This window comes from Serratia sp. B501 (genome assembly GCF_051172315.1).
Lineage (GTDB): Bacteria > Pseudomonadota > Gammaproteobacteria > Enterobacterales > Enterobacteriaceae > Serratia > Serratia ureilytica.
Map to the genome: position 1 here is coordinate 785,191 of NZ_JBPIZB010000001.1, position 24,804 is coordinate 809,994.

Below are 24,804 nucleotides of genomic sequence, written 5' to 3' on the forward strand. Positions count from 1 at the left end.
GCCTATTTGCCGTTGGCCAATTCACCGTACACCACCTGGCCGCGGAAACCGCGCCGCACCTGCTGGAACAGCTCGCGGAATGCCGGGTAATCCTGCGCCTGGCACAGCGCTTCCTTGCCGCGAATGGCATTCACCTGCAGGCGGTGATTGACGGTCACCTGCTGCCCGTCGCGCCGCCACTCGACGCGATAGTCGCCCGCCGCATTGCGGAATTGCCGATCTTTCGGAATGGCGATGATCGGCACGTTGGCCGGCAGCTGCAGACGGTAGGTTTCGTCGTAGCGCTGCGCGGTGCAGTAGAACGGCGTTTCGTTGCCCGGCGCCGCCGTGGTGGTATACAGCGTGCGGAACGATTTGCCGCCGGGCGGGTTGGGCAACGTCATGCCGCCCACCACGCCGAAATCGACGTAGTCGTCCGCCTTGAAGCGGAAGCGATAGCCGAACTGCTTTTTGAGATCCAGCGGATCGCTGTTCATCGCCACTTCGCCGTTGCCGTCGATGCCGGAAGCGGACATGATCGTCGCTTCGGCCTGCGCCCGATTCTGACGGTTGATCTGCGAGAAGTAGCCCCGCAGGTCAATTTCTTCCACTTCGCTCAGCCGGCGCTCGGTCTGTCCGCGCAGATTGCCCGCCTTGTCGAACACGAAATCGACGTTCAGCGCGCTCTTGACCGGCTGCTCATCGCTGCCCGGCGTGCGCGCCAGCCTGGCGTCGCGCGTCAGCAGCACCGGCGCGCCCAAATCGCCCTCCGGCAGTTGCCCGAAACGCGCCCAGGGATTGGTGGAATCGAGGTACAGTTTGAATTCCGGCACGTAGGTGATGGCGTGATTGAAGCGGCCAAGCAGCGGCACTTTAGGCAGTATCGGGCCTTCATCCATGCCGATCAGCACCGGCGAGCTTTCAATGCCTTTGGCGGCGAGCAGCGCCTCCAGGATCACCACGTGATCCTTACAGTCGCCGTAATGGTTATCGAGAATGCTCTGCGCCGAATTCGGCTCCAGCCCACCGTTGCCCAGGTACACCGCCACGTAGCGAATGTTTTGCGCCACCCAGCGATAGAGGGCCTCCGCCTGCTCGCGCCGATCGCTGATACCGGCGGTGATATTGTCCGCCAGCGCCTGAATGCCCGGCGTCACCTTCGCCGCCGCGCCGGCCTTCAGCTGGTAGGCCTTGGCCAACTGCGGCCACTCGCGGTAGGTGCTGGCCATGATGGTCGGGCTGAAGGTCCAGCTGTCCGCCGCCCAGTTTTGCGCCTTCATCGGCGCGCTGCGCGAATAATGCCAGCGCCAGTGCGCCTGGCCGTTGCGGATTTGCGGTTGGTCCCCGCCCTCGACGCCGCGCGTGAAGATATGCATCGGCAGCTTGGCCGGCGCCTGCAGGGTCACTTCGGCGTCGTCGAACTGATCGAAAACGCTGAACGTCTCCCACAGGCCGAAATAGTCAGGGAAATACGGGGTGTTCTGCGTGCGGCGCAGTTCGTACACCACGCGCGAGCCCGGCGCCAGGTTGGAGAACACGATGACGCGCACCTTGCGATCGGCATACAGCGGCGCCGTGGCGCTGGAATAGCTTTCCTGGGTATAAATGCGATCGGGCGCCACATCGTGGCGCTGGCCGTCGGCGGTCAGCGTATAGGCGGCGACCACCTCCAGCGTTTCCATTTTCTCGCTGTAGCTCAGGCGGATCTGGCTGAATTTTTCGACCGCCGCCTTGGTTTTCAGCAGCACTTCGTAGCTTTCCGTCTTCACGTTGGTGGCGTTGGCGTTAACGCGGTAATCCGCGCGATAGCGCACGAAGCTGAAATCGTTGTTGGCCGTGTCGTTCTGGCCCTGATCCGCCGTGGCGGGCGGTGCAGCGGCCAACACGGTGGCCGGGTGCGTCGCCGTCAAACCGGCGAGTAACAGTATGGAAGGAATAGCGATTTTCATCTTCGGTCCTTGAAGGGCAACAAACGGCGACGCCGGGCTACGCGCCTGCCCCGGCGTCAAAACAGGCGGGCACACTAATATAATTGAGAATCATTTTCAATAAACGAACCGTCAACGCCGTGCTAGCCCTGCTCGATCAGCATCACAGCGGTGGTCTCCGGCTCCAGGGCCTCGAAAACGTGCTCGCGATCGGCGGAGTAACTGATGTAATCCCCGGCGCTCAGCTCCAGCGGCTGATCCGCCGGCCCGAGGCGCGCCCGTCCACTGCTGATGATCACATGCTCGACGGTGCCCGGCGGATGCGGCCGGGAAAGTTTGACTTCGCCGGGCTGCACCCGCAGCCGGTAAATGTCGCGCTGCGCGCCCGGTGGACAAGTGGCCAGCAACGTGGCGGCGTAGTTGCCCTGCTCTGACACCGCCGCGGTCCCCTCATGAGCGCGGATCACTTGCACCTGCCTGCTGGGTTGCGAAATCAGTCGGCTGACCGGCACATCCAGCGCCATCGCTAACGCCCACAGCGTTTCCAGACTGGGATTACCGCTGCCGGCTTCGAGCTGCGACAACGTGGACTTGGCGATACCCGCGCGCTTCGCCAGTTCGGTGACGGACAGGTTCAATCGCTCCCGCTCACGGCGGATTGCCGCCGACAAGAGGCCAATCGGCGTGATGTTCTGCATTAGGCTCTCGCTCATTGTTCGTTATACCATTCATTTGTTCGACTTGACGAACGCTGTCGGCCGTGTTCATCATAATGTTCGATTGTTCATTTTAATGATTAAGCGACTTCACCACAAGCACGGTCAGGCCGCGAGGGAAAAGACATGAAAACGAAAACGCGCGGCGCAGTGCAAATGATCCTCGCCATGACGATCTCCGGCACCGTCGGTTGGCCGGTGATCCTGTTAGGGCAGCCACCCGCCACGGTGGTGTTTTGGCGTTGCGCGTTCGGCGCGCTGGCGATGCTGGTCACCTGCACCGCACTTGGGCAACTGAAATCAGGCGCAATCAATCGGCGGCAGCTGGCTTTCGCCGTCCTGGGGGGGTTCGCGCTGGTGCTCAACTGGACGCTATTGTTTGCCGCCTATGCGCATGCCTCGATCGCTGTCGCCACCGTGACCTACCATGTTCAACCGTTTATGTTGGTGGCGCTGGGAGCGCTGCTGTTCGGCGAAAAGCTGACGGCTAATCGGCTGGGCTGGCTTCTGCTGGCGTTCGTCGGAATGGTGTTGATCGTCACCGGCCGGCAGAGCGGTGGCGGCGATGGCGACTATCTGCTGGGCGTGGCGTTGGCGCTCGGTGCGGCCCTGATGTACGCCCTGGCGGCGGCGATCGTCAAACAGCTGGCCGCGTTGCCGCCGCAGTTGATCGTGTTGATTCAACTGACCGTCGGCGCGCTGGCGATGGCGCCGTTCGCCGGTCTGGCCCGCCTTCCCGCAGAACCGTTCGACTGGCTGCTGCTGGCGACCCTCGGCCTGGTGCATACCGGGGTGATGTCCACGTTGCTCTATGGCGCTATCCAGAAAATCCCCACCGCTCTGGTTGGCGCGCTGTCGTTTATCTACCCGGCAGTGGCGATCGTGGTGGACTGGGCGGCGTTCGGGCACCGTCTCAGCCTGTTGCAGCTGCTGGGCACGCTGGCCATTCTCGGCGCGGCCGCGGGCATGAACTTCGGCTGGCGATGGGCGCCCGCCGCGCACCGGGCCGGTAAAATCGGTTAATCCCGCCCGACGGGCAAGCTATGCACAATAAGGCATTCGCCTTGTGTCCGGCGCGGTGCTATTTATTTAAACCGTGTAGGGTAGAAGGAGTGTTCTATGTGGCATCACCGCCTGCAACGGCGCATCCGTTTCAGTTACTGGAACGAACTGTGCGTCATAAAAAAATAAGGGAAGGCGCAAGCCTTCCCTTTTGTCATTTACCGTTCAGTTCAGAAGCGATCGGTTTTCACCACCTCGTCGAACGGCAGCTTGCCGATGCGCGGGTAAGGTTGCCCCGCCGCCTTGCCGATAGCGACCATCAGCGCGATCTGATAATGCGCCGGCTTATTGATAATCTCGCCCACCGCGTCGAAATCAAAACCGTCCATCGGGCAAGAGTCGTAGCCCTGCGCCTTGGCCGCCAGCATCAACGTCTGGGCGAAGATGCCGCTGCTGCGCATCACTTCGTCGCGCTGCACCTGCGGTTTACCGCGATAATACTGATCGACGGCCGGGATCATGAACTGCTGCACCGGCTCCGCCGCGTCGGCCCAAACGGTTTTTACCTTCGATTCCCAACTCGACAGATCGCCGCACAGCACGACCAGCATCGACGCGTCAGTCACCTGCGCCTGCCCCCACGCCGCCTCGCGAATTTTCTCGCGCTGCGCGCGATCTTCGATCAGCAGCGGGCGCCAGTGCTGCAGGTTAAACGCGCTGGGAGCGCCCTGCAGCGCAATGTTCAACAGCGCTTTTTTCTCTTCGAGCGTCATCACGTGCTGCGTATCGAACTGCTTGGTGGCGCGGCGTTGGCGGATCGCGTCTAACGTATTCATTTTACTGCCTCTGTCCATGTGAAAAGGTCTATTGTCGTCAACGCGGCGCGGCTGTCCAGCCCCAGGCGGCTATTTCTGCGCGGTTTCGGCGCGCAAACGGCTGACCTGCGCCGCCAAGTCCGGCCACGGCGCCTGACCGGCGTAATGCTGCCGCAGGTAGTTGAGCAGAATGGCGATCTGCGCGTCATTCAGGTTATGGCGAAAACCCGGCATATAGCCCAGCTCGGCGTTCGCCGGCCGCTGTATGCCGTCCAGCACCACGCGAATGGCGTTGTCCGGCGCGTCGGCGAACAGGTTGGTGTTCAGCGCCAGAGACGGCCGCACCCCCGCCATCTGCGCGCCTTTTTCCTGCGCATGACAAGCCATGCAGGCGCCGGAAAACAGCCGCGCCCCTTCCGAACTCAGAGGCTCCACCTGCCGTTCCGCCTGAGCGTTTAACGTTGTCGCCGTAGCGCCCGCCGCCGTTTCAGGATGATAGCTGCGCAGATAGACGGCGATCGCCTGCAGATCGGCCTGCGGCAAGCGCGACAGCCCTTCTTCGATCACCGGCGCCATCGGGCCGGCGGCGACGCCGTGGTTGGCCGAGTAGCCGGTGCGCATGAAATCGACCAGATCCTGCTGCGTCCACGCGAGCGGCGCGGGCGAGCGGCCGGTCAACGCCGGCGCCGTCCATCCCTCCGCCACGCCGCCGGCCAGGTGCTCGCCGTCAGTTTTCTCGCCGAACAGCACGTTGCGCGGCGAATGGCAGGCGCTGCAGTGCCCCAGCCCTTCGACCAGGTACGCGCCGCGGTTCCAGTCGGCGCTTTGGGCTGGCTGTTCCGGCATCGCGCCCGGCGTCAGGAACAGCAGGTTCCAGGCAAAGATGCCCTGGCGAATGTTGAACGGAAAGTGCAGATCGGTGGCCGGCGGCCGGTACTTGACCGGCGGCTGCGACATCAGATAGGCATACAGCGCCTGCAGATCCTCGTCGCGGGTGCGGGTAAAGGCGGTATAGGGAAACGCCGGATAGAGATAGCGGCCCTGGCGATCGACGCCGTGGCGCATGGCGCGTTCGAACGCCGCGTAGCTCCAGCTGCCGATGCCGGTTTCCACGTCCGGCGTGATGTTGGTGGTGTAAATGGTGCCGAAGGGGATCTCCATCGCCAACCCGCCGGTGTTGCGCTCGCCGCCCGCACGGGTGTGGCACACGGCGCAGTCGCCGAGATCGGCCAACGTTTTGCCACGCGCGATCTGCGCCTCGCTGAAACGGTGGGTCGCATCGGCGGCGAGCGGCGCAATCTCCGGCTGCCAACTGGCGACCACGCCGGCGACCACAACAGCGATCACCGTGACGCCGCCCCACCCGACGATTTTTTTCATCTTACTCATCTTTGCTGTCCTTGTTCGTTACGGGGGGTTAATGGCCGGCCTGAGCGCGCAGCGCGGCGAGCACCCGCGCCGGTGTGAACGGCACCTCGCGCAGGCGCACGCCGAGGGCGTCAAACAGCGCGTTGCCGATCGCCGCCGCACTCGGCACCGAGGCGGACTCTCCTGCGCCCATCGGCGCTTCGTCCGGGCGGTCGATCAGCTGGATATCGATCTGCGGCAATTCGTCGAAGCGCAGAATCGGATAGCCGCCCCAGTCCAATGACGTCACCCCCGTCTCGTTAAAGGTCACAAACTCTTTCAGTACCCGGCTGGCGGATTGGATAATGTTGCCGTGCACCTGATGGCGCACCCCGGCCGGGTTGATCATGCGCCCGCAGTCATGTGCCACGAAGATTTTATTGAGCGTGATCTGCCCGGAAAGGCGATTGACGCTGAGATCGCACACCCAGGCCGCCCAGGCGGCGCCGAAGCCGGGGAATTTGCTGTGGAAATAGCGCGCATAGGCGAAGCCGCGGCCGCTCACCACTTCGGCCCCGGCGGCGCGCGAGCGGTGCGCCGGGCCGTCTTGCCAGTTAGCCTGGCGCTTCAGGGCCTCAATCAAGGCCACCGCGCGCGGATCGTTCAGGTAACGCAGGCGAAACGCGATCGGGTCCTCGCCGGCGCGCCAGGCCAGCTCGTCGATCCAGGATTCATGGGCGAACACGTTGGGCAGCGCCGAAACGCCGCGCATCCACGACGCCCGCACGATCGGCGCGGCGTCCTGACAGATCACCCGCATGTGCGGATACGCGTATTGCGGAATGGCGGTGCGATCGCCCATCTGTTGCACGTCGGCCCGGTTGGCCACCTTGCCGGTCAACACCAGCGGCAAGGTCACCGCATTGTTGGAGGGATAGCTGGTTTTCAACTCGTAAGCCGCCACCCGATTTTGCGCGTCGAGGCCGCCGCGCACCCGGATCAGTTGGCCGGTGCCCTTCGGCTCCCAGCCGGATTCCTGTTCACGCATCAGCTGCACCCGGACCGGGCGGCCGGTGGCCCGCGCCAACAGTGCCGCGTCCGCCGAGACGTCGTCGGCGCAGTTGCGGCCATAGCAGCCGGAGGCTTCCATACGGGTGATGTGCACCTGCTCAGACGGCAACTCGAGCAGCCTGGCGATATCTTTGCGCAGATCGTGCGGGTTTTGCGTGCCGGACCACACCTGCGCCCGCCCGTCTTTGACCTCCGCTACCGCGCAGGAGGGGCCGATCGAGGCGTGCTGATGGTAAGGCCAGACATAGTCCGCCTGCACTTCGGTATGCAGCAATGCCAACGCCTCGTCTGTGCCCGCATCATCGCGCAGCACGCGGTCGGTTTTCGGGTTGGCTGCCAGCGCGGCGGGCAGCGCCTCCGGCGACAGGTCCGGCAGGCCGGCCCAGGGTTTCCATTCGGTTTTCAGCCGGCGCATGGCGGCGATCGCCTGCTCTTCGCGCTCGGCCACAATGCCGATGAAATCATTGATCACCACCAGTTTCACGATGCCCGGCAGGTGCGCGATCGAACTTTCATCCACCGACAACAGGCCGCCGCCCAGCGGCGCGCTGCTGTCGGCGCCTGCGTAAGGCGGGCGCACCACCCGGCCATGCAGCATGCCGGGCAAGCGCAGGTCGTGCACGTAGGTCAGCCCCCCGCTGACCTTGGCCGGAATATCGACCCGGGCGACGGCGCGGCCGACATAGCGGCCCTGCTGTTCACCGTTCAGCGGCACGTTTTTATCCAGCGTCACATGCAGATTTTGCCCGCTCGCCAGCTGCGCATAGCTCAAGGAACGCCCCGGGTGCTTGGTCACAAACACCTGTCCCGCCGCCGCCGTCAGCTGGTCGGCCGGCAGCTCGAAGGCTTTGGCCGCCAGCGTCGTCAGCATATGCCGCACCTGCGCCGCCGCCTGCCGTAGCGGCACCGACGTGACCTGGATGGTGGCGCTGGCGATGGTCGGCCCCTGATCCGGCGTGCGTTGCGTATCGCCGAGGATCATCGTAACGTGCTCGAACGGCACGCAAATTTCGTCGGCGACGATCTGCGCCAGCGCGGTGCGAATGCCGGTGCCGAGATCGACATGGCCATTGAAGGCCGTCACCCGGCCATCGGCGGTGAGGCTGATAAAGCTGTCCACCCGATCCAGCGGCAGATCGGCAGGCGATGCAACCGCCTCGGCGGCGAAGACGTGAAACGGCGCGGGCAGCAGACTGCTGACCATCACCACACCGCCGGCTTGCAACAACCGTCGACGGGTCAGTTCGAGGCGGCTCATGCTTGCCTCCGTGCAGCCAGCAGATCGCGGGCGCGCTCGGCGGCGCGCAAGATCTCAAGATGGGTGCCGCAGCGGCACAGATTGTAGGCCAGCTCTTTCTTGATTGTCTGTTCATCTGCATCCGGCTCGCGTTCGAACAACGCGACCAGCGTCATGATCATGCCGTTGGCGCAGTAACCGCACTGCGCCGCCTGCTCATCGATAAACCCCTGCTGAACCGGATGCAGCGCCTCCGGCGTGCCCAGGCCTTCCAGCGTGGTGACGGACTTGCTTCCTACGGCGGCCAGCGGCATTGAGCAAGAACGCGCGGCGACGCCGTCGATCAGCACCGTGCAGGCGCCGCACTCCCCCAGGCCGCAGCCATATTTGGGGCCATTCAAGTGCAGATCGTTGCGTAAAACGTACAGCAGCGGCGTGTCGGGCGCGAGATTGCCGAGTGGAACCACCCGGCCATTAACGTTGATTTCCATGGTGAAACTATCCCTTAAACAAACGGATTTAATCCGTAACATCACTGCGGTGAATAATTGCGCAGTGTGCTAATAATTATCATCAAAAGACTTGACAATGTTAAGGGAATGTAGCCGCCATGGCTTTAACGAAAAGTGGGTATTTTCTATAAATTTCCGATAGATAAGCGCGCTTTTATGATTGCCGCCCGTGATTATTGTCGATCGCCAGTCCGGCCTCGGCGCCGTCGACCAACAGTCGCACCCCGGCTTCGAACAGCGCATCCGCGCCCTTCTCCTGCAATGTTTCCCAGCCTTGGCACAGCAGCGGATAACGGCGGCGGTCGGCGTCATTGAGCGGATCGTCAGGCTGCATTTGCTGTTCCTCCAGCACCCAGCCCACCACGAAACGCCCGACGGCGAACAGCAGTTTTACCGCGCGCTCCGGCGTCAACCCCGCCCGGCACAGCAGCGCCACCTTGGCCTCAATGACGGCGAATTGCGGCTCCTGCGGCCGGGTGCCGGCATGCAGACGCGCACCGTCGCGGTAAGCCAGCAGCGCCCGACGGAAGTTGCCGGCATTGGTGACAACCCAATCCTGCCAGGGCATGTCGGCGGGCACCTCTTCACGGTGATCCAGCATGATGGTTTCCGCCATCGCCTTCAGCAGCTCGGCCTTGTTCTTGAAATGCCAATAGAGCGTGGGAGATTGCACGCCCAAATGTTGCGCCAGGCGGCGGGTGCTCAGGGCATCGATGCCGATGTCGTTCAGCAACGCCAGCGCCCCGCGCAGGACGGTTTCTCGCGTTAAACGTGTCGCAGTATTTTTTTCGCTCATCTCTCTATCACTGATAGGGTAACTGTGGAATACTCAATACTCTATCACTGTTAGAGTCACAATTTTGAAAAAACCCATGCTGGTTATTTTGTTGACGGTGTTGCTGGATGCGGTGGGCATCGGTCTGATCATGCCGATTCTGCCGGCGTTGTTGCGTTCGCTGGGCGGTCTTGACGCCGGCAGCCTGCACTACGGCGCCCTGCTGGCGGCCTATGCGTTAATGCAATTTCTGTTCTCGCCGATCCTCGGCGCGCTGAGCGATCGTTTCGGCCGGCGGCCGGTGCTGCTCATCTCGCTCGCTGGCGCGGCGGCCGACTATTTGCTGATGGCGTTCGCGCCGACGCTGGCCTGGCTCTATCTGGGCCGGTTGCTGGCGGGCATCACCGGCGCCAACATGGCGGTCGCCACCGCTTACGTCACCGACATTACGCCGGCCGGTCAACGCGCGCGGCGTTTCGGCCTGGTGGGCGCGGTATTCGGCGTCGGTTTTATCGTCGGCCCGCTGCTCGGCGGTTCGCTGGGCGAGTGGCATCTGCATGCGCCCTTCCTGGCGGCGGCGGCGATGAACGCCGTCAACCTGGCGATGGCGTTTTTCCTGCTGCCGGAATCGCGTAAACCCCGCGCCCGCGCCGCCGAGAAAATCCGCCTCAATCCCTTTTCGTCATTGCGCCGGCTGCACGGCAAGCCTGGCCTGCTGCCGCTGGCCGGCATTTACCTGATCATGGCGCTGGTTTCGCAGGCGCCAGCCACATTGTGGATTTTATACGGTCAGGATCGTTTCGGCTGGAGCATGATGGTGGCGGGCCTGTCGCTGGCCGGTTACGGCGCCTGCCATGCGCTGTCGCAGGCCTTCGCCATCGGCCCGCTGGTCGCGCGGCTCGGCGAACGCAAGGCGCTGCTGATCGGCCTGGCCGCCGACGCAATGGGCCTGGCGCTGCTGTCGATCGCCACGCGCGGCTGGGCACCTTTCGCCTTGCTGCCGTTCTTCGCGGCGGGCGGTATGGCGCTGCCCGCGCTGCAGGCGTTAATGGCGCAAAAGGTGGACGACGATCATCAGGGCGAGCTGCAAGGGACGCTGGCCAGCATGGGCAGCCTGATCGGCGTCGCGGGGCCGCTGGTGGCGACGGCGCTGTACGCCGCCACGCGCGATGTCTGGCCGGGCCTGGTCTGGGCGTTGGCCGCCGCCCTCTATCTGTTGGTTCCGCTGTTGCTGGCGCGTTCGCGCGAGCGTGACGCGGCATAACGTCGAGCTCACCCTCTCCCGCTTAAGCTGATTTATGGCTAAGCAAGGCATTATTCAGCATAAGCGGGCGCTTTACACGCCACTGCGCCGCTCATTATCATCGCCCTTATCCCGCCGCAGGAAAATTTAAATGCCGTTTCATGGCGTTACGCCCAGCGCGTCATCGCTATCGTTCACTTCGCCTATCGGAAAATCAGGATGAGAAAACTCACAACGCCGCTGATCGCCGCCCTGCTGCTCGGCCTGTTTAGCCTGCCGGCCGGCGCGCAGGAGAAACCGCAACAAATCACCATCGGTTACCAGAAAGCCAACATTTTTGCGCTGCTGAAATACCGCGGCACGCTGGAGAAAACCCTGGAGCCGCAGGGCGTCAAGGTTCGCTGGATAGAATTCCCCGCCGGCCCGCAGATGTTGGAAGGGTTGAACGTCGGCAGCATCGATCTGGCGGCGACCGGCGACGCCCCGCCGGCCTTCGCGCAAGCCGCCAAGGCCGATCTGGTTTATTTGGCACATTCGCCGCCCAGCCCGAAAACCGAAGCCATCGTGGTGCCGCAGGATTCGGCGATCCGCTCCGTGGCCGATCTGAAAGGCAAACGCGTGGCGTTGAACAAAGGGTCTGACGTCAATTACCTGCTGGTGAGCGCGCTGGAACAGGCCGGCTTGAGCTACAAGGACATCACGCCGGTCTATCTGCCGCCGAGCGATGCCCGCGCCGCCTTCCAGCGCGGCAGCGTCGACGCCTGGGTGATTTGGGATCCCTACTACGCCGAGGTGGAAACCCATGCCAACGCCCGCCGGCTGAAAGACGCGGAAGGTCTGGTGCCGCACTATACCTTCTATCTCGCCAGCCGCCGCTTTGCCGAAACCTACCCGGACAGCGCCAAGCAGGTGATTCAACAACTCGGCGCGCTGAGCGACTGGGCCAACGGCCATCCGCAGGAAGCGGCGGCGATCCTCGCTCAGAGCACCGGCCTGGATCAGGCCATTTGGGCCAGAGCCATCGCCCGCATGCCGTTCGGCAGCCAGCGCATGTCGCCGGAGGTGTTCAGACAGCAGCAGCAGTTGGCGGATAAATTCACCGCCATCGGACTGCTGCCGGGTAAGGTGGACGTCAATGCCGCCCGCTGGTCCGAAGATAAGCCCGAGGCGCCGTAGCCTTTGCCGCGCTTTGGCTTTAGAAAGCAGAAACCGGCATTTTGCCGCCGGAGTAAGCTGACCTATGCTAACCCTGTGTGATGAAACGCGTTTTCATGGCATGTCTTCCGGAACGTTTTGCTTTATTTGTTCGTCGTGAACCCTGGGCCGCCCCTGACTGGTGCGGCTTTTCTTTTTTGTTCGGCAGTGCCAGCGGCGGGGAATTTTGCTATGTTAACCCGCAGATACGCTTCCCGTTTTCAGCCGCCGGATCGACTCATGTTTACCCACAAAGCAATCGCCGCGCTCAACGCCCTGGAGCTGATGGTTTATAACTACGTCAGCAAACACAAGAATCAAGTGATGTACATGACCATCCGCGAACTGGCCGAGGCCGCCGGCGTGTCCACCACCACCGTGCTGCGATTTTGCAAAAAAATGGGGTGTGACGGCTATTCCGAATTTCGCATCCGTTTCAAACTGTACCTGGAGCACACCGATGCGCCGCCGGTCGATTCCGGCATCGGCGAAATTCTCAGTTTTTTTAAAAGCGTCAGCAACGATGAATTTAATCAGTTGCTCGATGAAGCGGTGCGGCATATCGCCGCCGCCGAGCGAATTATTTTCGTCGGCATCAGCACCTCCGGCGCCCTGGGGAAATATGGCGCGCGTTTCTTTTCCAACGTCGGAAAATTCAGCACCCATATCGACGATCCTTATTATCCCGTCAACAGCGATATGTATAAAAGCGCAGTGGCGATCATGTTGTCGGTTTCCGGCGAAACCGAAGAAATCCTGCGGCTGGCCAGTCAGTTCAGCCTGCACCACTGTAAAATCATCAGCATCACCAACAACGAAACCTCTTCGCTGGCGCGGCTGGCGGACTTCAACCTGTCTTATCACGTCCCGCAACACTTGATCGGCGATCATCATAATATTACTACGCAAATCCCCGTGCTTTATATTATTGAAACCATCGGCAAGCGCCTGGGAAGAATGAACGCGATAAAATAAAACAGGCTGTTTTTTTATTGTGACAAATCACGTTTTACGGCGATTTGTTATATCGTGACATTTCTTTCGGTCTTGTTACTCTATTGGCAACGCGAACGTTATTACCCTTCATTAAATAAGATGAGACATTGACGATGAAACAGTTGCCGAAAGATTTTCTGTGGGGAGGCGCGGTCGCCGCGCACCAGGTTGAAGGCGGTTGGGATCAGGGCGGCAAAGGGCCAAGCATCGCCGACGTGCTGTCCGGCGGTTCGCACGGCGTGGATCGCGTGATGACCGACGGCGTGCTCGACGGCTATCGCTATCCCAACCACGAAGCGGTGGACTTCTACGGCCGCTACAAGCAGGACGTGGCGCTGTTCGCCGAGATGGGCTTCAAGTGTTTTCGTACCTCGATCGCCTGGACGCGCATTTTCCCGAACGGCGACGAAGCAACGCCGAACGAAGCCGGCCTGCAGTTTTACGACGACCTGTTCGACGAATTGCTGAAATACGGCATCCAGCCGGTGATCACCCTGTCCCACTTCGAAATGCCTTACCATTTGGTAAAAGCCTACGGCGGCTGGAAAAATCGCCGGGTGGTGGAGTTCTTCGTGCGCTTTAGCGAAGTGGTGATGCGCCGCTACCGCGAAAAAGTGAAGTACTGGATGACCTTCAACGAAATCAACAACCAGAGTAACTACCGCTACCCGCTGTTCGGTTACTGCTGTTCCGGCGTGGACTACACCCAGGAAGACAACCCTGAGCAGACGCTGTACCAGGTGTTGCACCACCAGTTCGTCGCCAGCGCGCAGGTGGTCAAACTCGGCCATCAGATCAACCCGGAATTCAAGATCGGCTGCATGCTGGCCTGCGTGCCGTTCTACCCTTATTCCTGCAAGCCGGACGACGTGATGTACGCCGTGGAAGCGATGCACCAGCGCTATCTGTATACCGACGTGCAAATGCGCGGCTACTACCCCAGCTACCTGCTGCGTGACTGGGAACGCAAAGGGCTGAAGATCGAGATGCAGCCGCAGGACGCGCAGATCCTGCGCGAGGGCTGCACCGATTACATCGGCTTCAGCTATTACATGAGCAATGCGCTGCAGGCCAACGCGGTGGACGGCAGCGACGGCATGTTCGGCTTCCCGGGCAACGTGCCGAACCCGCACGTCAAAGCCTCCGACTGGGGCTGGCAGATCGATCCGGTCGGGCTGCGCTATTCGCTGAACGTGCTGTATGAACGTTACCAGAAGCCGCTGTTTATCGTGGAAAACGGCTTCGGCGCCTTCGACAAGGTGGAAGCGAATGGCCAGATCAACGATGACTATCGCATCGACTATCTGCGCGCCCATATCGAAGAGATGAAAAAAGCGGTGATTGAAGACGGCGTAGACCTGATCGGCTATACGCCGTGGGGCTGCATCGACTGCGTGTCGTTCACTACCGGCGAGTACAGCAAGCGTTACGGCTTCATCTACGTCGATAAACACGACGACGGCACCGGCACGCTGGAACGGTCGCGCAAGAAAAGCTTCGACTGGTATCGTCGGGTGATCGCCAGCAACGGCGAACAGCTGTAACCGCCGCAGCTCAGGGGCGGTGACGCCCCTTCTCGCCCATGCCGCCCGGCATGGGCGTTTTCGCTTATATCGCCGGGAATGGCGCCCCGACATAATTTTCCGCCAGCATCGTCATGGCGCTGCGCGATTTCACCGTGTACTGCAGCTCTGAGAGTTGCAGCCGGTGTTCGAAAGGCGTGTCTTCCCGCCGGGTGTGCAGCATGTGGGTCATCCACCAGGAAAAATGCTCGGCGCGCCAGACCCGCTGCAAGGCGGTGTCGCTGTAATCGTCCAGCCGTTGCCAGTCGCCTCGCCGGTAAAACGTCTCCAGCGCCTGGGACAACAGGCAAACATCGGCCATGGCCAGATTCAACCCTTTGGCGCCGGTCGGCGGCACGATATGCGCCGCGTCGCCCGCCAACAGCAGGCGCCGGTAGCGCATCGGTTCGGTAACGAAGCTGCGCATGCCCACCACGTTTTTCTGGAATATGCGGCCCTTTTTCAGCGTCCAGCCTTCATGGTTTTCCAGCCGCTGCTCCAACTCGCGCCAGATACGATCGTCCGACCATTGATCGACCTGTTCCGCAGGATCGCACTGAAAATACATGCGCTGCACGCCGGGCGAACGGGTGCTGATCAACGCAAAACCGCGCGGATGGCAGGCGTAGATCAGCTCTTCGCTGGACGGCGGCGCTTCGACCAGAATGCCGAACCAGCCGAACGGATAGGTGCGGGTGTAATCCTGCCGCAGCCCGCCGGGCATCGCCGCGCGGCTGATGCCGTGGAATCCGTCGCATCCGATGACAAAGTCGCAGCGGAGCCGGCGCGGCTGGTCGCCATGACGGTAGTGAACCTCGGGCTGCGCGCTGTCCAGCGCCTTCAATTCAACCTGCTCCACCTCGAAAAACAGATGGCCCTGCGCCGCCAGACGCGCGGCGATCAGGTCTTTCAATACTTCGTGCTGGGCATAAACGGTGACGGCGCGCTCGGTCAATCCGGCCAGATCGATGCGGTGCTGCCGGCCACCGAACGCCAAGCGGATCCCCTGATGCCGCGCCCCTTCCCGCCGCATCCGCTCCCCCAATCCGGTCTGCTCGAGCAGATCGACGGTCCCCTGTTCGAGCACCCCGGCGCGAATGGTCGATTCCACCGCCTCCCGGCTGCGCGTTTCCAACACCACCGATTCCACACCTTGCAGGTGCAGCAGATGGGACAACATCAAACCGGCCGGACCGGCGCCGATGATCACAACCTGTGTGCGCATAGCATGACTCCCTCATAGCATTTTGTTGAGCGGCGCCGGCAGCGCCGGGTAGCCGCCGGAAAGGTGTTTGGCGAGCAGCGCCAGCGCCGCGATCAGCGCCGGGATGGCCAACAGCGTGAAAATGGTGCTGAACGACAGCTGCATCTGCATCAGCACGCCACCGCTCATCGCCCCCAGAATGCCGCCAAAACGCCCGAGACCGAGCATCCAGGCCACGCCGGTCGCCCGGCTCTGGGTGGGATAGAACCCGGCCGCCAGGGCCGGCATGGATGACTGGGCGCCGTTCATGCAGGTGCCGGCGATGAACACCGTGAGCGCCATCAGCAGCGGAGAGGTATAGACATAGCCGATGATGCCGACGAACAAACCGGTCAGCAAATAGCCGACGGCCACCACCTTGTGCGGGTTCATGCGATCCATCAACCAACCGATAATCAATACGCCGAGTCCCCCGCCGAGCGGAAACAGCGCGGTGATCAGCGACGCCTGCGTAACGGAGGCGCCGGTTTCACGGATCAGCAGCGGCAGCCAACTGGTCAGCAGATAGAAGATCATCAATCCCATGAAGTAAGTCAGACACAGCATCAACGTGCCCAGCAGATAGCGACGCGAAAAGATCATGCCCAGCGGCGACGCTGCCTTTACCAGCCCCTCTTCCTGCAACATGAAGCGCGGCGGCGGCGTCATTCGGATCGGCGCAATGCGCTTCAGCACCTTGGCGATGCGCTCTGCGGCATAGCCACGCGCGACCATGAAGCGCACGGATTCAGGCAAGGCGGCGATCAGGACCAGCGCCAGCAGCAACGGCATGACGCCGCCCAGCACCATCACGCTCTGCCAGCCGAAATGCGGGATCAGCCAGGCGGAAGAAAAACCGCCCAGCGACGAACCGAGAGGGAAACCGCAAAACATCAGATTCACCATCAGGGCTCGGCAGCGCTGAGGGGCATATTCCGACATCAGCGTGGCGGCGTTCGGCATGGCCGCCCCCAGTCCCAGCCCGGTCAAAAAACGCAGCAGCGTCAGCGTCGAAAGCGAGCCGGCGAAGGCGGTCAGCAGGCTGAAGCCGCCGAACAGCAGCAGCGAAATCACCAGCACTTTCTTGCGGCCGATGCGATCCGCCAACGGGCCGGCGGCCAACGCGCCTACCGCCAGACCGACCAGAGCGGCGCTCATTACCGGCCCCAGCGCGGTTTTGTCTATTCCCCACTCCTGCACCAGCGACGTGGCGATGAAGCCGATAATGGCGGTATCGAAACCGTCCAGCGCGACCGCCAAAAAACACAAAGCCAGTATCAACCACTGGTAGCGAGAAAATGGCTGGTTATCGATAAACCCTCGAATTTCTACGTTGTTATCATGCGGCATGGCTTGCTCCTCAGAGAGTGCGGCAAACCTCGCCGCACGGAACAGCCGGCTGCGAGCCGGCGAGAGGGTTAATTTGTGCGATTATCGGAATATAGTTCGTTAATCGACAATCAAATCAAACCATCCCACGGCGAATGCTTCAATATTGTTAAAAAAATAAGCGTGCGATAAACGAACAGCAGAAAACGGTAAATAAAATAATTTTATTTACTATTAATTGGATATGGAGATTTAAGCCGTGGCTGCGGCGTGGGGAGTTGTGATTTTGTTAACATTTTAAAAACATCATGCCCCCCGGTCTGACGTTGACCGGGGGCCGGAAAGACCGGCGCTTGTCGAACCGCGCTCGCTGCCTAAAAACAGGGAGCGAGCGCAAGCCTCGGCGCTATTGGCTCACGGCGCCGTTTGCCCGGCCGCGAGATATTTCGCCATTTCCGCCGTCGGCACCATGCCGCCGCCGGTCGCCCATACCAGATGCGTCGCCTGGGCCAGGCTCTCCGCGCTCACGCCCTGCTCGCTGAGCTGCCGCGCGTGAGCGGTAACGCGCCACGGCCCGGCCATGCCGGCCAGGGCGGAGGGTTCCAGCTGGATATGCTCGTGCCTGTCCAACAACCCGAGTAGCGCGAACATCTCTTCGTCGCTCAGGGTGTAAAACGCGCTCAGCAGGCGCTCCATCGCCCGGCCGACAAAGCCGGAGGCGCGCCCCACCGCCAGTCCGTCCGCCGCCGTGCGGTTGTCGATGCCGAGATCTTGCACCGCAATGCCGTCATGCAACCCGCTGTAGACGCCGAGCAACATGCAAGGAGAATGGGTCGGTTCGGCGAAAATGCAGTGAACGTGATCGCCGAACGCCAGCTTGAGGCCAAAAGCGACTCCGCCCGGCCCGCCGCCGACGCCGCACGGCAGATAAACGAACAGCGGATGCTGCGCATCCACCACGATACCCTGTTCGGCAAACTGCCGCTTCAGGCAGCCGCCGGCCACCGCGTAGCCGAGGAACAGGGTTTGCGAGTTTTCATCATCGATAAAGAAGCAACTCGGATCGTCTGCCGCCTGTTTGCGCCCTTGTTCGACCGCCACGCCGTAATCTTCGGCGTATTCCACCACCGTCACGCCGTTGTCACGCAGCTTTTGCTTTTTCCACGCCCGCGCATCCGCCGACATGTGCACGCTGACGTCAAACCCCAGCCGGGCGCTGATGATGCCGATGGATAATCCCAGATTGCCGGTCGAGCCGACGGCGATGCGGTACTGGCTGAAGAACTGACGAAACTCGTCGGAAAACAGCCGGGCGTAGTCGTCGCCGATCTGTAGCAGCCCCGCCTCCAGCGCCAGTTTCTCCGCATGCGTCAGCACCTCATAGATGCCGCCGCGCGCCTTGATTGAGCCGGAAATCGGCAGATGGCTGTCCTTTTTCAACAGCAGGCGCCCGCCCAACGTCTGCCCATAGCGCCGATCCAACGCGAGCTGCATGGCCGGGATCGCCACCAGCTCGGATTCGATGATCCCCTTTGTCGGTTGGGTTTCCGGGAAGGCCGCGGCAAGATAAGGCGCGAAACGCGCCAGGCGCTGCTCCGCGTCGGCGACGTCGGCGGCGGTCAACCCGACGTGGGGCAACCCTGCGGCCAGCGTTGTCGCGCGCGGATTGAACCAGGTGATCGGCTCTAGCGCGACCATGCGTTGCAACAGCGGATGCTGGGCGACCCACGATAGGATCTGTGATTTCTGCATAAGTGTCCCTGACTGATGTTGGCGTTGCCGTCACCTTGCCGCGAACGCCGGCGGCTGACAAATGATAAATTCTGAGCTTGAGGTGCACTAGATTGATGCAAGCGCGACGTTAGCCGGCCGTCACGCCAAACAGCAGGCCGACGCCGGAAGAAACCGCCATCGCCAGTGCGCTCCAGATGAGGATGCGCGCCACGCCCGGCAAGATCGGCGCCCCACCGGTTTTCGCGGCGATGCCGCCGAGAACGCCGAGGGAAATCAGCGCCGACGCCACCAGCGCCGGCCGCGTCCAGGCGACCGGTACCCACATCGCCACCAGCAGCGGCAACAGCGCGCCGAGGGAGAAACTCAGGGCCGACGCCAACGCAGCCTGCAGCGGCCGGGCGCGGGTGGCGGAGGAAATACCCAGTTCGTCGCGCGCGTGCGCCTCCAGCGCATCATGCGCCATCAGCTTTTCCGCCACCTGCCGGGCCAGCGCCGGATCCAGACCGCGATGCACGTAGATTGACGTCAGTTCGCGGAACTCCCCCGGGTAGTCTTCAAGCAGCTCCGCCTGCTCTTCCGCCAGCGCGGCCTTTTCGGTATCCGCCTGCGACGAGACCGACACATACTCGCCGGTGGCCATCGACATCGCGCCGGCCACCCACCCGGCGACGCCGGCGATCATCAGCGCGGAATGCGAGGCGTTGGCCGCCGCGACGCCCAGCAGCAAGCTGGCCGTTGAAACGATGCCGTCGTTGGCGCCGAGCACCGCCGCCCGCAGCCAGCCGATGCGTTCAATACTGTGCCGTTCTCGGTGCATCCGTTCTCTCCCTCTGTGAGCGTTGCGCTACTCGCGCGCCGCCGCTTCCAGCCCGGCGATGTCGATTTTGCCCATCAGCAGCATCGCTTCCGTTACCCGCCGCACGCGGGCGGCGTCGGGATCGTTCATCAACTCCGTCAGGCGCCGCGGCACAATTTGCCAGCACAGCCCCCAGCGATCGCGCAGCCAGCCGCACTGCTCCGCCTCGCCGCCCTCGCTCAACGCATCCCACAGCCTGTCGACTTCAGCCTGATCGTCACATTCCACCATCACGGAGAAACTGTGATTGAACGGATCCAGCGGCCCGGCTTCGATCGCCGCGTAGCGCTGGTCCCCCAGCGTGAAGGCGGCCAGCTTCACGCTGCCGGCCGGGCCGCTCGGCGTATCCGCCGGCAGGTCGGAAAACCAGTTCACGGATGATCCGGGGATCAGCGCGACATAGCAATTCAGCGCCGCTTCCATGTCTTTTTCAAACCACAGATGTTGCGTAATTCTGGCCATCTGCGCCTCCTTTACGCATCGAGGATCGGCGCGAAACCGCCGAAGATCATGCGTTTGCCGTCGAACGGCATCTCGCCCAGCGCTTTCATGCGCGGATCGTTCATCATTTTCTCATTGGCGGCGTCGCGCACCGCTTTGGAGGGGTACTCTATCCAGCTGAACACCACCACTTCGTCTTCCTGGGCTTTCACCGCGCCGCGAAAGTCGGTGAGCTTGCCAGCGGGCACGTCATCGCCCCAGCACTCCACGATGCGCGTGGCGCCAAACTCTTTGAACAGCGGCGCTGCCGCCGCCGCCAACCGGTGATAAGCCTCCTTATTGGCGGCCGGCACCGCCACCACAAACCCGTCTACGTATTTCATTCTGGCATCCTCTTGTCTGATTAAGGACAGTCGGTTCGGCGCAGGCGGAAATGCCCGCGTCCCTTACCAGTTTAGACCGCAGGCACGCAGCGCGGATCGGAAGTTCAGCGGCCGTGACAGGCCGGCGGAGACGATTCCGGTGTGGCGACCCGGTTGCGGCCGGCGTTTTTCGCTTTGTACACCGCCAGATCCGCCAGCTTAAGCAGATCCGCCAGGCTTTGGCCGGAACCGCCCGGGCAGGTCACCATGCCGATGCTGACGGTGATCTGCAGCGGATGCCCGGCCGGCATGAGGATAGACTCCGTTTCGATGCGTTGCCGCAGGCGTTCGGCCAATTGCCATCCCTGCTGCGGCTGGCCGAGCGTCGAAACGATGGCGAACTCTTCGCCCCCCATGCGGCCGAACAGGTCACCGACGCTCAGATCGGCGGCGATCGCGCGGGTAAAGGCCATCAGCGCCTGATCGCCGCCGGCATGGCCGAAACGGTCATTAATCGACTTGAAATAGTCGATATCGAGCATCATGACGCACACCAGCTCGCCCTTTTGGTCTATCAACCGTTCGCCGCGCTGCATAAACGCATTGCGCGTCAGCACGTGCGTCAACGCATCGTGATTCGCCACGTGCTCCAGCGTGCGCAGCAGCGCATTGCGCGCATAGTTCATGCTGGCCACGGCGATAGGCCCCAGCGCCAGCAGCGCGATGCCCAAACGCATCGATACCGCGTTTTGCAACACCTTCATGTCAAGCGTCGAACTCAACAGCCCGAAATCGATAGCCAGATGGCACCACAGCACATAGATCAGCACCGCAATCATGGTGCAGAACAGTGAGAAGGACATCGCCAGCCACAGCAGCACCGGCATGGGAAAGATCACCGCCCCGGGGCCGCCGATCAGCACGCTGCACACCGCCGCCAGCAACAGCAGCGCCAACACCGTGAGTTTTCGCCCCGCCCGCGGCCATTGGCTGCGCTGGGTGAACATGGCGCCGGCCGCCGCAAGGCGACGTCGCCAATCGCCGGGAAACGCCAGAATAAACGGCATCAGCGTGACGTAATTGGTGAATTCGGACGAGAACCACAGCGCCAGCGAGGTCAGATAGGGTCTGCCGAACAGCCACTGCGAAGTTACGGCGCCCACCGCGCCGGTCGCGGCGGCGGCGGCCAGGCAGATGCCGAACAGGTACATGCTGGACGTGCCGCGTTGCAACATGCGCGCCGGCGGCGACAGCCGCATGAACAACAGATACCCCACCACGACGCCGGTCAGATTGGCGACATTCAGCAGCAGCGTCTTTTGCAGCGAACTGCCGGTCAACAGATCCGCCGCCAGATAGCCCAGCACCGCCATGCCCCAGCCGGCTCGCGTAGCCCACTGTGGCCGACGCACCAAAACGGCCAGCAGTACGGCGTTCACCGGCCAGAATATCGCCAGAAAGCTGCCGGGGCGACTCACGATGCCCAGCAGACACAGGGTGAACACCAACAAAAAAATGATGAGCGCGGGCCAGATTTTCCGGGTATCGGACAACGAGGTGGTTTGCATCTTGGATCCAGAGACTTCCGCTAGCATAAAGTGACAGTCTGTTCGCGTCACAACCGTCGGCGGTGAGGCGAAGATAAACGGCCGACCCGCCTATTATTGCCAGTTTTGCCTGCCCGGACACCTGTTTATTCATCAAGGGAAAATATATTTGTGTATCAATATATTGACAGGAATCCCCCTTCCGGCGAACAAACTGCCGCGCCCCTCCCGTCACTGCGATCGTTATTGCCATCCATCCGACTTTTTACCGGAAAAATCGCCGTCTTTTTACCTAATGACAAAATTAAATCGTGCAATGAAGGGATACCGGCATTCCCCTCTATTCAAAACCAATAAATGATAATTATAATGATAATCGTTATTATTTATTATTTTTTCATGGAATTATATGCACCAGTCAGTTCTTCGCCACCCCACTAAAAGAAATAAAAATCACGTTCTTCGCACGCTGCCCCTGATTGCCGGTTTGTTCCCCGCGCTGGCGATCGCCGCCGCGCCCGGCGCAAAAACGGAGGAATCCATTACTGTGACCGCCGCGACCCAGCCTTCCGGCAGCTATAGCGCCGACACCGCCTCGACCGCCGGCAAAACCGCCGCGCCGATCGCCGAGGTGCCGCAATCGGTCAGCGTCGTCACCTCTCAGGTCATTGACGACTTCCAGGTCAAAAGCGTCAATGATGCGATGAAGTTCGTCAGCGGCGTCACCCAGGGCAACACGCTCGGCGGCACGGAGGATGGCTTCGTCAAACGCGGGTTCGGGGTTAACTCCGACGGCTCGGTCTTCATCGACGGCGTGCGCAGCAACCAAGGGTTGAGCATGGACGCCACCACCGATCGCGTCGAGGTCCTGAAAGGTTCCGCGTCGCTGCTGTATGGCATCCTCAGCCCCGGCGGCGTCATCAATCTGATCAGCAAAAAACCGCAGTATGACTGGAACACCCGCATCAGCGGCGCCACCAACAGTTTTGGCGGCGGCAGCGGCAGCGTCGATGTGACCGGCCCGCTGGGCGGCGGCTTCGCCTTTCGCCTGATCGCCGAACGCCAGCACGCAGATTACTGGCGCAATTTCGGCAGCGACGAACACACGCTGATCGCCCCCTCGCTCAGTTGGTTCGGCGACCAGGCTTCCTTTAACATCGCCTACAGCGAATACAAGTACGACATTCCTTACGATCGCGGCACCGCATTTATCGACGGCAAACCGGTCGATGTGCCCTATAACCGCCGCTTGGATGACTACGCGAACCATGCCTGGGGCAAGAACAAACGTCTGAACGCCCATTATGAGTACGCGCTCGATCCGATCTGGACGACCCGCTTCAACTACGCCTGGCTGCAACGCCGTTACGACAGCAACGAAGTGCGCGCCACCGCGGTCGACACCACGACCGGCATCGTCTCGCGCCGCGCCGACGCCAACCGCGGTTTCAATCATCAAACCCACTATTACTCCTGGGATCTGACCGGTTCGCCCCAGCTGTTCGGCATGCAGCACGATCTGCTGCTGGGCGTGGACTACGAGAAAAATCAGACCTACAAGGCCTATTCCTACCGCGGCAAGGTCTCGAAGACCTTCAACATGTACGACCCGGTGTATGGCGAAACGCCGATCACCGACAGCACCACCTACAGCGACGCGTCAAGCAACCTGCGCGCCACGCTGTTCAGCCGTTCCCTGTACGCCAAGGACAGCATTCATCTCACCGATCAATGGATCGCGGTGCTGGGCGCGCGCTATCAGTCGTATTACCAGAACAACAGCAACGGTTTCCAGAAACCAAAAAATACGCTCAATGACAAAGACGACCAGTTTTTGCCGCAGGCGGGGTTGGTGTATAAGCTGACGCCGAGCCTGTCGCTGTACGGCAATTACAGCCGTTCGTTCACGCCGTCCACCGCCATCGACGACAATGGCGACGTCGCCACGCCGGAAACCGGCACCACCTATGAGGTGGGCGGAAAATGGCAGATCACCCCGGCGTTTGACGCCACGCTGGCGCTCTATCGCATTGATGAAAGCAACATGTCGATCTTTATCAACGGCGTGACCCGCAGCATCCCCAAAGCGCGCTCCACCGGCGTCGAACTGGAGTTGAACGGGGAAGTGGCGCGCAACTGGGATCTCACCGCCAACTACAGCTACGACAAGACCGAAATTGTCGAAGACAACCTCAACCCGGACAACGTCGGCAATCGGCTGGTCAACGCCCCAACCAACATGGGCGGCCTGTACCTCAGCCGCCGCATGACATTGCCGGTGGTGCCCGGCGAGGTGCGCATTGGCGGCGGCGCGCGCTACGTCGGCCGCCGAGCCGGCGATCCGGAGAACAGTTTCACCATGCCGGCCTATACCGTGGCGGATGCCTTTGTCGCCTGGGACAGCAAGCTGCTTGGGAAACATACCCAGCTGAAACTGAATGTGAAAAACCTGTTCAACCGCGAGTACTATGCCTCCAGCGCCGGTAATTTACGCGTGATTGAGGGGGAACCGCGCAGCCTGAGCCTGCAGGCGACGGTCGATTTCTAACCTGTCATGCCTTGGGCGCCGTTTGGCGCCCGTTTTCTTTGCGCCGGCCGCGGCACATCACATCGGCGAGAAAATCCAGCAACGCGCGGTTGAACAGCGCGGGCCGCTGCAGCGGCGCGAAATGGCTGACGCCCGGCAGCGTTCGCTTTCCCGACATATACTTAAAGGAGGAATCGCAATGGAGGACGGAGAGATGAAAAAGATAACGCTGGTGCTTTTGACGTTGTTGCTGAGCGGCTGTATCGGCGGCGGCGGCCCGTCGAATGCGCCGCCGGCGTCGCCGAATGAGCCCTACACCTGCAGCAACTCCGGCGCCAACAGCGACTGTTCGCAGTCCGTGGAGCCGTCGATGTACTAGCCGCGTTCG

Annotated in this window: 22 protein-coding genes; 7 read left to right on the forward strand and 15 right to left on the reverse strand. The window is 61.8% G+C overall.

The genetic code is table 11. The features are described from left to right. Window positions 1-2: 2 nt before the first annotated feature. Window positions 3-1,928 (reverse strand): DUF3857 domain-containing protein, encoded by a 1,926-nt coding sequence (locus ACSBQV_RS03920; RefSeq protein ID WP_089191781.1) that lies wholly within the window; start codon window positions 1,926-1,928, stop codon window positions 3-5. Window positions 1,929-2,050: 122 nt separating this feature from the next. Further along, on the reverse strand, window positions 2,051-2,620 hold the full coding sequence (locus ACSBQV_RS03925; RefSeq protein ID WP_072627621.1) for a helix-turn-helix domain-containing protein: 570 nt from the start codon (window positions 2,618-2,620) through the stop codon (window positions 2,051-2,053). A 129-nt stretch (window positions 2,621-2,749) separates the two neighbouring features. Here ACSBQV_RS03925 and ACSBQV_RS03930 point away from each other — a divergent pair, with 129 nt between their 5' ends. Continuing rightward, window positions 2,750-3,646: a DMT family transporter gene (locus tag ACSBQV_RS03930; RefSeq protein ID WP_099783139.1), complete on the forward strand. Its 897-nt coding sequence runs from the start codon at window positions 2,750-2,752 to the stop codon at window positions 3,644-3,646. A 209-nt stretch (window positions 3,647-3,855) separates the two neighbouring features. On the opposite strand, the gene ACSBQV_RS03935 is transcribed toward ACSBQV_RS03930, so the two are convergent. The 5 genes from ACSBQV_RS03935 to tetR form a co-directional block, all read right to left on the reverse strand. Further along, the gene (locus ACSBQV_RS03935; RefSeq protein WP_033643140.1) at window positions 3,856-4,461 is read right to left on the reverse strand and encodes a nitroreductase family protein; all 606 of its coding nucleotides are present in this window, start codon (window positions 4,459-4,461) and stop codon (window positions 3,856-3,858) included. A gap of 69 nt (window positions 4,462-4,530) precedes the next feature. Next, window positions 4,531-5,829: a c-type cytochrome gene (locus ACSBQV_RS03940; RefSeq protein ID WP_099783141.1), complete on the reverse strand. Its 1,299-nt coding sequence runs from the start codon at window positions 5,827-5,829 to the stop codon at window positions 4,531-4,533. A gap of 28 nt (window positions 5,830-5,857) precedes the next feature. Further along, the gene (locus tag ACSBQV_RS03945) at window positions 5,858-8,116 is read right to left on the reverse strand and encodes a xanthine dehydrogenase family protein molybdopterin-binding subunit (RefSeq protein WP_099783143.1); all 2,259 of its coding nucleotides are present in this window, start codon (window positions 8,114-8,116) and stop codon (window positions 5,858-5,860) included. Further along, entirely contained in the window at window positions 8,113-8,586 is a 474-nt protein-coding gene (locus tag ACSBQV_RS03950) for a (2Fe-2S)-binding protein (protein ID WP_033643143.1), read from the reverse strand. The genes ACSBQV_RS03945 and ACSBQV_RS03950 overlap by 4 nt, the downstream gene beginning before the upstream one ends. Window positions 8,587-8,761: 175 nt before the next feature. Continuing rightward, window positions 8,762-9,403 (reverse strand): tetracycline resistance transcriptional repressor TetR, encoded by a 642-nt coding sequence (tetR, locus tag ACSBQV_RS03955; RefSeq protein ID WP_099783145.1) that lies wholly within the window; start codon window positions 9,401-9,403, stop codon window positions 8,762-8,764. A 64-nt stretch (window positions 9,404-9,467) separates the two neighbouring features. Between tetR and tet(41) the strand changes: the two genes are divergently transcribed. The 4 genes from tet(41) to ACSBQV_RS03975 all read left to right on the forward strand — a co-directional run bounded on the left by tet(41) (window position 9,468) and on the right by ACSBQV_RS03975 (window position 14,359). Then, on the forward strand, window positions 9,468-10,646 hold the full coding sequence (tet(41), locus tag ACSBQV_RS03960; protein ID WP_071883552.1) for a tetracycline efflux MFS transporter Tet(41): 1,179 nt from the start codon (window positions 9,468-9,470) through the stop codon (window positions 10,644-10,646). A 198-nt stretch (window positions 10,647-10,844) separates the two neighbouring features. Then, window positions 10,845-11,801 carry a sulfonate ABC transporter substrate-binding protein gene (locus tag ACSBQV_RS03965; protein WP_033643146.1) on the forward strand — a complete coding sequence of 319 codons (957 nt, stop codon included), beginning with the start codon at window positions 10,845-10,847 and terminating at the stop codon, window positions 11,799-11,801. 258 nt (window positions 11,802-12,059) lie between these two features. Then, entirely contained in the window at window positions 12,060-12,794 is a 735-nt protein-coding gene (locus ACSBQV_RS03970; protein ID WP_099783147.1) for a MurR/RpiR family transcriptional regulator, read from the forward strand. Between the two features lie 128 nt (window positions 12,795-12,922). Beyond that, entirely contained in the window at window positions 12,923-14,359 is a 1,437-nt protein-coding gene (locus ACSBQV_RS03975; protein ID WP_089197083.1) for a 6-phospho-beta-glucosidase, read from the forward strand. 64 nt (window positions 14,360-14,423) lie between these two features. On the opposite strand, the gene ACSBQV_RS03980 is transcribed toward ACSBQV_RS03975, so the two are convergent. The 7 genes from ACSBQV_RS03980 to ACSBQV_RS04010 form a co-directional block, all read right to left on the reverse strand. Beyond that, complete coding sequence (locus ACSBQV_RS03980) at window positions 14,424-15,602, reverse strand: 4-hydroxybenzoate 3-monooxygenase (protein WP_016927657.1); 1,179 nt, start codon at window positions 15,600-15,602, stop codon at window positions 14,424-14,426. Between the two features lie 12 nt (window positions 15,603-15,614). Then, window positions 15,615-16,970 (reverse strand): aromatic acid/H+ symport family MFS transporter, encoded by a 1,356-nt coding sequence (locus ACSBQV_RS03985; protein WP_099783149.1) that lies wholly within the window; start codon window positions 16,968-16,970, stop codon window positions 15,615-15,617. A 393-nt stretch (window positions 16,971-17,363) separates the two neighbouring features. Beyond that, a complete protein-coding gene (locus ACSBQV_RS03990) occupies window positions 17,364-18,701 on the reverse strand; it encodes a D-serine ammonia-lyase (protein ID WP_099783151.1) in 1,338 nt (445 codons plus the stop codon). A gap of 109 nt (window positions 18,702-18,810) precedes the next feature. Further along, window positions 18,811-19,500: a VIT1/CCC1 transporter family protein gene (locus ACSBQV_RS03995; RefSeq protein ID WP_042784570.1), complete on the reverse strand. Its 690-nt coding sequence runs from the start codon at window positions 19,498-19,500 to the stop codon at window positions 18,811-18,813. A 27-nt stretch (window positions 19,501-19,527) separates the two neighbouring features. Next, complete coding sequence (locus ACSBQV_RS04000) at window positions 19,528-20,001, reverse strand: VOC family protein (RefSeq protein ID WP_042784572.1); 474 nt, start codon at window positions 19,999-20,001, stop codon at window positions 19,528-19,530. Window positions 20,002-20,012: 11 nt separating this feature from the next. Continuing rightward, window positions 20,013-20,363: a DUF1428 domain-containing protein gene (locus ACSBQV_RS04005; protein WP_099783153.1), complete on the reverse strand. Its 351-nt coding sequence runs from the start codon at window positions 20,361-20,363 to the stop codon at window positions 20,013-20,015. A 104-nt stretch (window positions 20,364-20,467) separates the two neighbouring features. Then, on the reverse strand, window positions 20,468-21,910 hold the full coding sequence (locus tag ACSBQV_RS04010; protein ID WP_033650342.1) for a GGDEF domain-containing protein: 1,443 nt from the start codon (window positions 21,908-21,910) through the stop codon (window positions 20,468-20,470). 388 nt (window positions 21,911-22,298) lie between these two features. Here ACSBQV_RS04010 and ACSBQV_RS04015 point away from each other — a divergent pair, with 388 nt between their 5' ends. Continuing rightward, window positions 22,299-24,437 carry a TonB-dependent siderophore receptor gene (locus ACSBQV_RS04015; RefSeq protein ID WP_434991418.1) on the forward strand — a complete coding sequence of 713 codons (2,139 nt, stop codon included), beginning with the start codon at window positions 22,299-22,301 and terminating at the stop codon, window positions 24,435-24,437. Window positions 24,438-24,441: 4 nt separating this feature from the next. Here the strand turns inward: ACSBQV_RS04015 and ACSBQV_RS04020 are convergent, their stop codons facing one another. Further along, window positions 24,442-24,594 (reverse strand): alpha/beta fold hydrolase, encoded by a 153-nt coding sequence (locus ACSBQV_RS04020; protein WP_232094746.1) that lies wholly within the window; start codon window positions 24,592-24,594, stop codon window positions 24,442-24,444. A 36-nt stretch (window positions 24,595-24,630) separates the two neighbouring features. Between ACSBQV_RS04020 and ACSBQV_RS04025 the strand changes: the two genes are divergently transcribed. After that, window positions 24,631-24,795, forward strand: coding sequence for a hypothetical protein (locus tag ACSBQV_RS04025; protein ID WP_176445936.1), 165 nt, complete (start codon window positions 24,631-24,633; stop codon window positions 24,793-24,795). The last annotated feature ends 9 nt before the right edge of the window (window positions 24,796-24,804 follow it).

Excerpts from the sequence above, each read along its gene's own strand:
- ACSBQV_RS03920 (WP_089191781.1), bottom strand. The coding sequence starts at position 1,928 with ATGAAAATCGCTATTCCTTCCATACTGTTACTCGCCGGTTTGACGGCG.
- ACSBQV_RS03925 (WP_072627621.1), bottom strand. The coding sequence starts at position 2,620 with ATGAGCGAGAGCCTAATGCAGAACATCACGCCGATTGGCCTCTTGTCG.
- ACSBQV_RS03930 (WP_099783139.1), top strand. The coding sequence starts at position 2,750 with ATGAAAACGAAAACGCGCGGCGCAGTGCAAATGATCCTCGCCATGACG.
- ACSBQV_RS03935 (WP_033643140.1), bottom strand. The coding sequence starts at position 4,461 with ATGAATACGTTAGACGCGATCCGCCAACGCCGCGCCACCAAGCAGTTC.
- ACSBQV_RS03940 (WP_099783141.1), bottom strand. The coding sequence starts at position 5,829 with ATGAGTAAGATGAAAAAAATCGTCGGGTGGGGCGGCGTCACGGTGATC.
- ACSBQV_RS03945 (WP_099783143.1), bottom strand. The coding sequence starts at position 8,116 with ATGAGCCGCCTCGAACTGACCCGTCGACGGTTGTTGCAAGCCGGCGGT.
- ACSBQV_RS03950 (WP_033643143.1), bottom strand. The coding sequence starts at position 8,586 with ATGGAAATCAACGTTAATGGCCGGGTGGTTCCACTCGGCAATCTCGCG.
- tetR (WP_099783145.1), bottom strand. The coding sequence starts at position 9,403 with ATGAGCGAAAAAAATACTGCGACACGTTTAACGCGAGAAACCGTCCTG.
- ACSBQV_RS03965 (WP_033643146.1), top strand. The coding sequence starts at position 10,845 with ATGAGAAAACTCACAACGCCGCTGATCGCCGCCCTGCTGCTCGGCCTG.
- ACSBQV_RS03970 (WP_099783147.1), top strand. The coding sequence starts at position 12,060 with ATGTTTACCCACAAAGCAATCGCCGCGCTCAACGCCCTGGAGCTGATG.
- ACSBQV_RS03980 (WP_016927657.1), bottom strand. The coding sequence starts at position 15,602 with ATGCGCACACAGGTTGTGATCATCGGCGCCGGTCCGGCCGGTTTGATG.
- ACSBQV_RS03985 (WP_099783149.1), bottom strand. The coding sequence starts at position 16,970 with ATGCCGCATGATAACAACGTAGAAATTCGAGGGTTTATCGATAACCAG.
- ACSBQV_RS03990 (WP_099783151.1), bottom strand. The coding sequence starts at position 18,701 with ATGCAGAAATCACAGATCCTATCGTGGGTCGCCCAGCATCCGCTGTTG.
- ACSBQV_RS03995 (WP_042784570.1), bottom strand. The coding sequence starts at position 19,500 with ATGCACCGAGAACGGCACAGTATTGAACGCATCGGCTGGCTGCGGGCG.
- ACSBQV_RS04000 (WP_042784572.1), bottom strand. The coding sequence starts at position 20,001 with ATGGCCAGAATTACGCAACATCTGTGGTTTGAAAAAGACATGGAAGCG.
- ACSBQV_RS04005 (WP_099783153.1), bottom strand. The coding sequence starts at position 20,363 with ATGAAATACGTAGACGGGTTTGTGGTGGCGGTGCCGGCCGCCAATAAG.
- ACSBQV_RS04010 (WP_033650342.1), bottom strand. The coding sequence starts at position 21,910 with ATGCAAACCACCTCGTTGTCCGATACCCGGAAAATCTGGCCCGCGCTC.
- ACSBQV_RS04015 (WP_434991418.1), top strand. The coding sequence starts at position 22,299 with ATGCACCAGTCAGTTCTTCGCCACCCCACTAAAAGAAATAAAAATCAC.
- ACSBQV_RS04020 (WP_232094746.1), bottom strand. The coding sequence starts at position 24,594 with ATGTCGGGAAAGCGAACGCTGCCGGGCGTCAGCCATTTCGCGCCGCTG.
- ACSBQV_RS04025 (WP_176445936.1), top strand. The coding sequence starts at position 24,631 with ATGAAAAAGATAACGCTGGTGCTTTTGACGTTGTTGCTGAGCGGCTGT.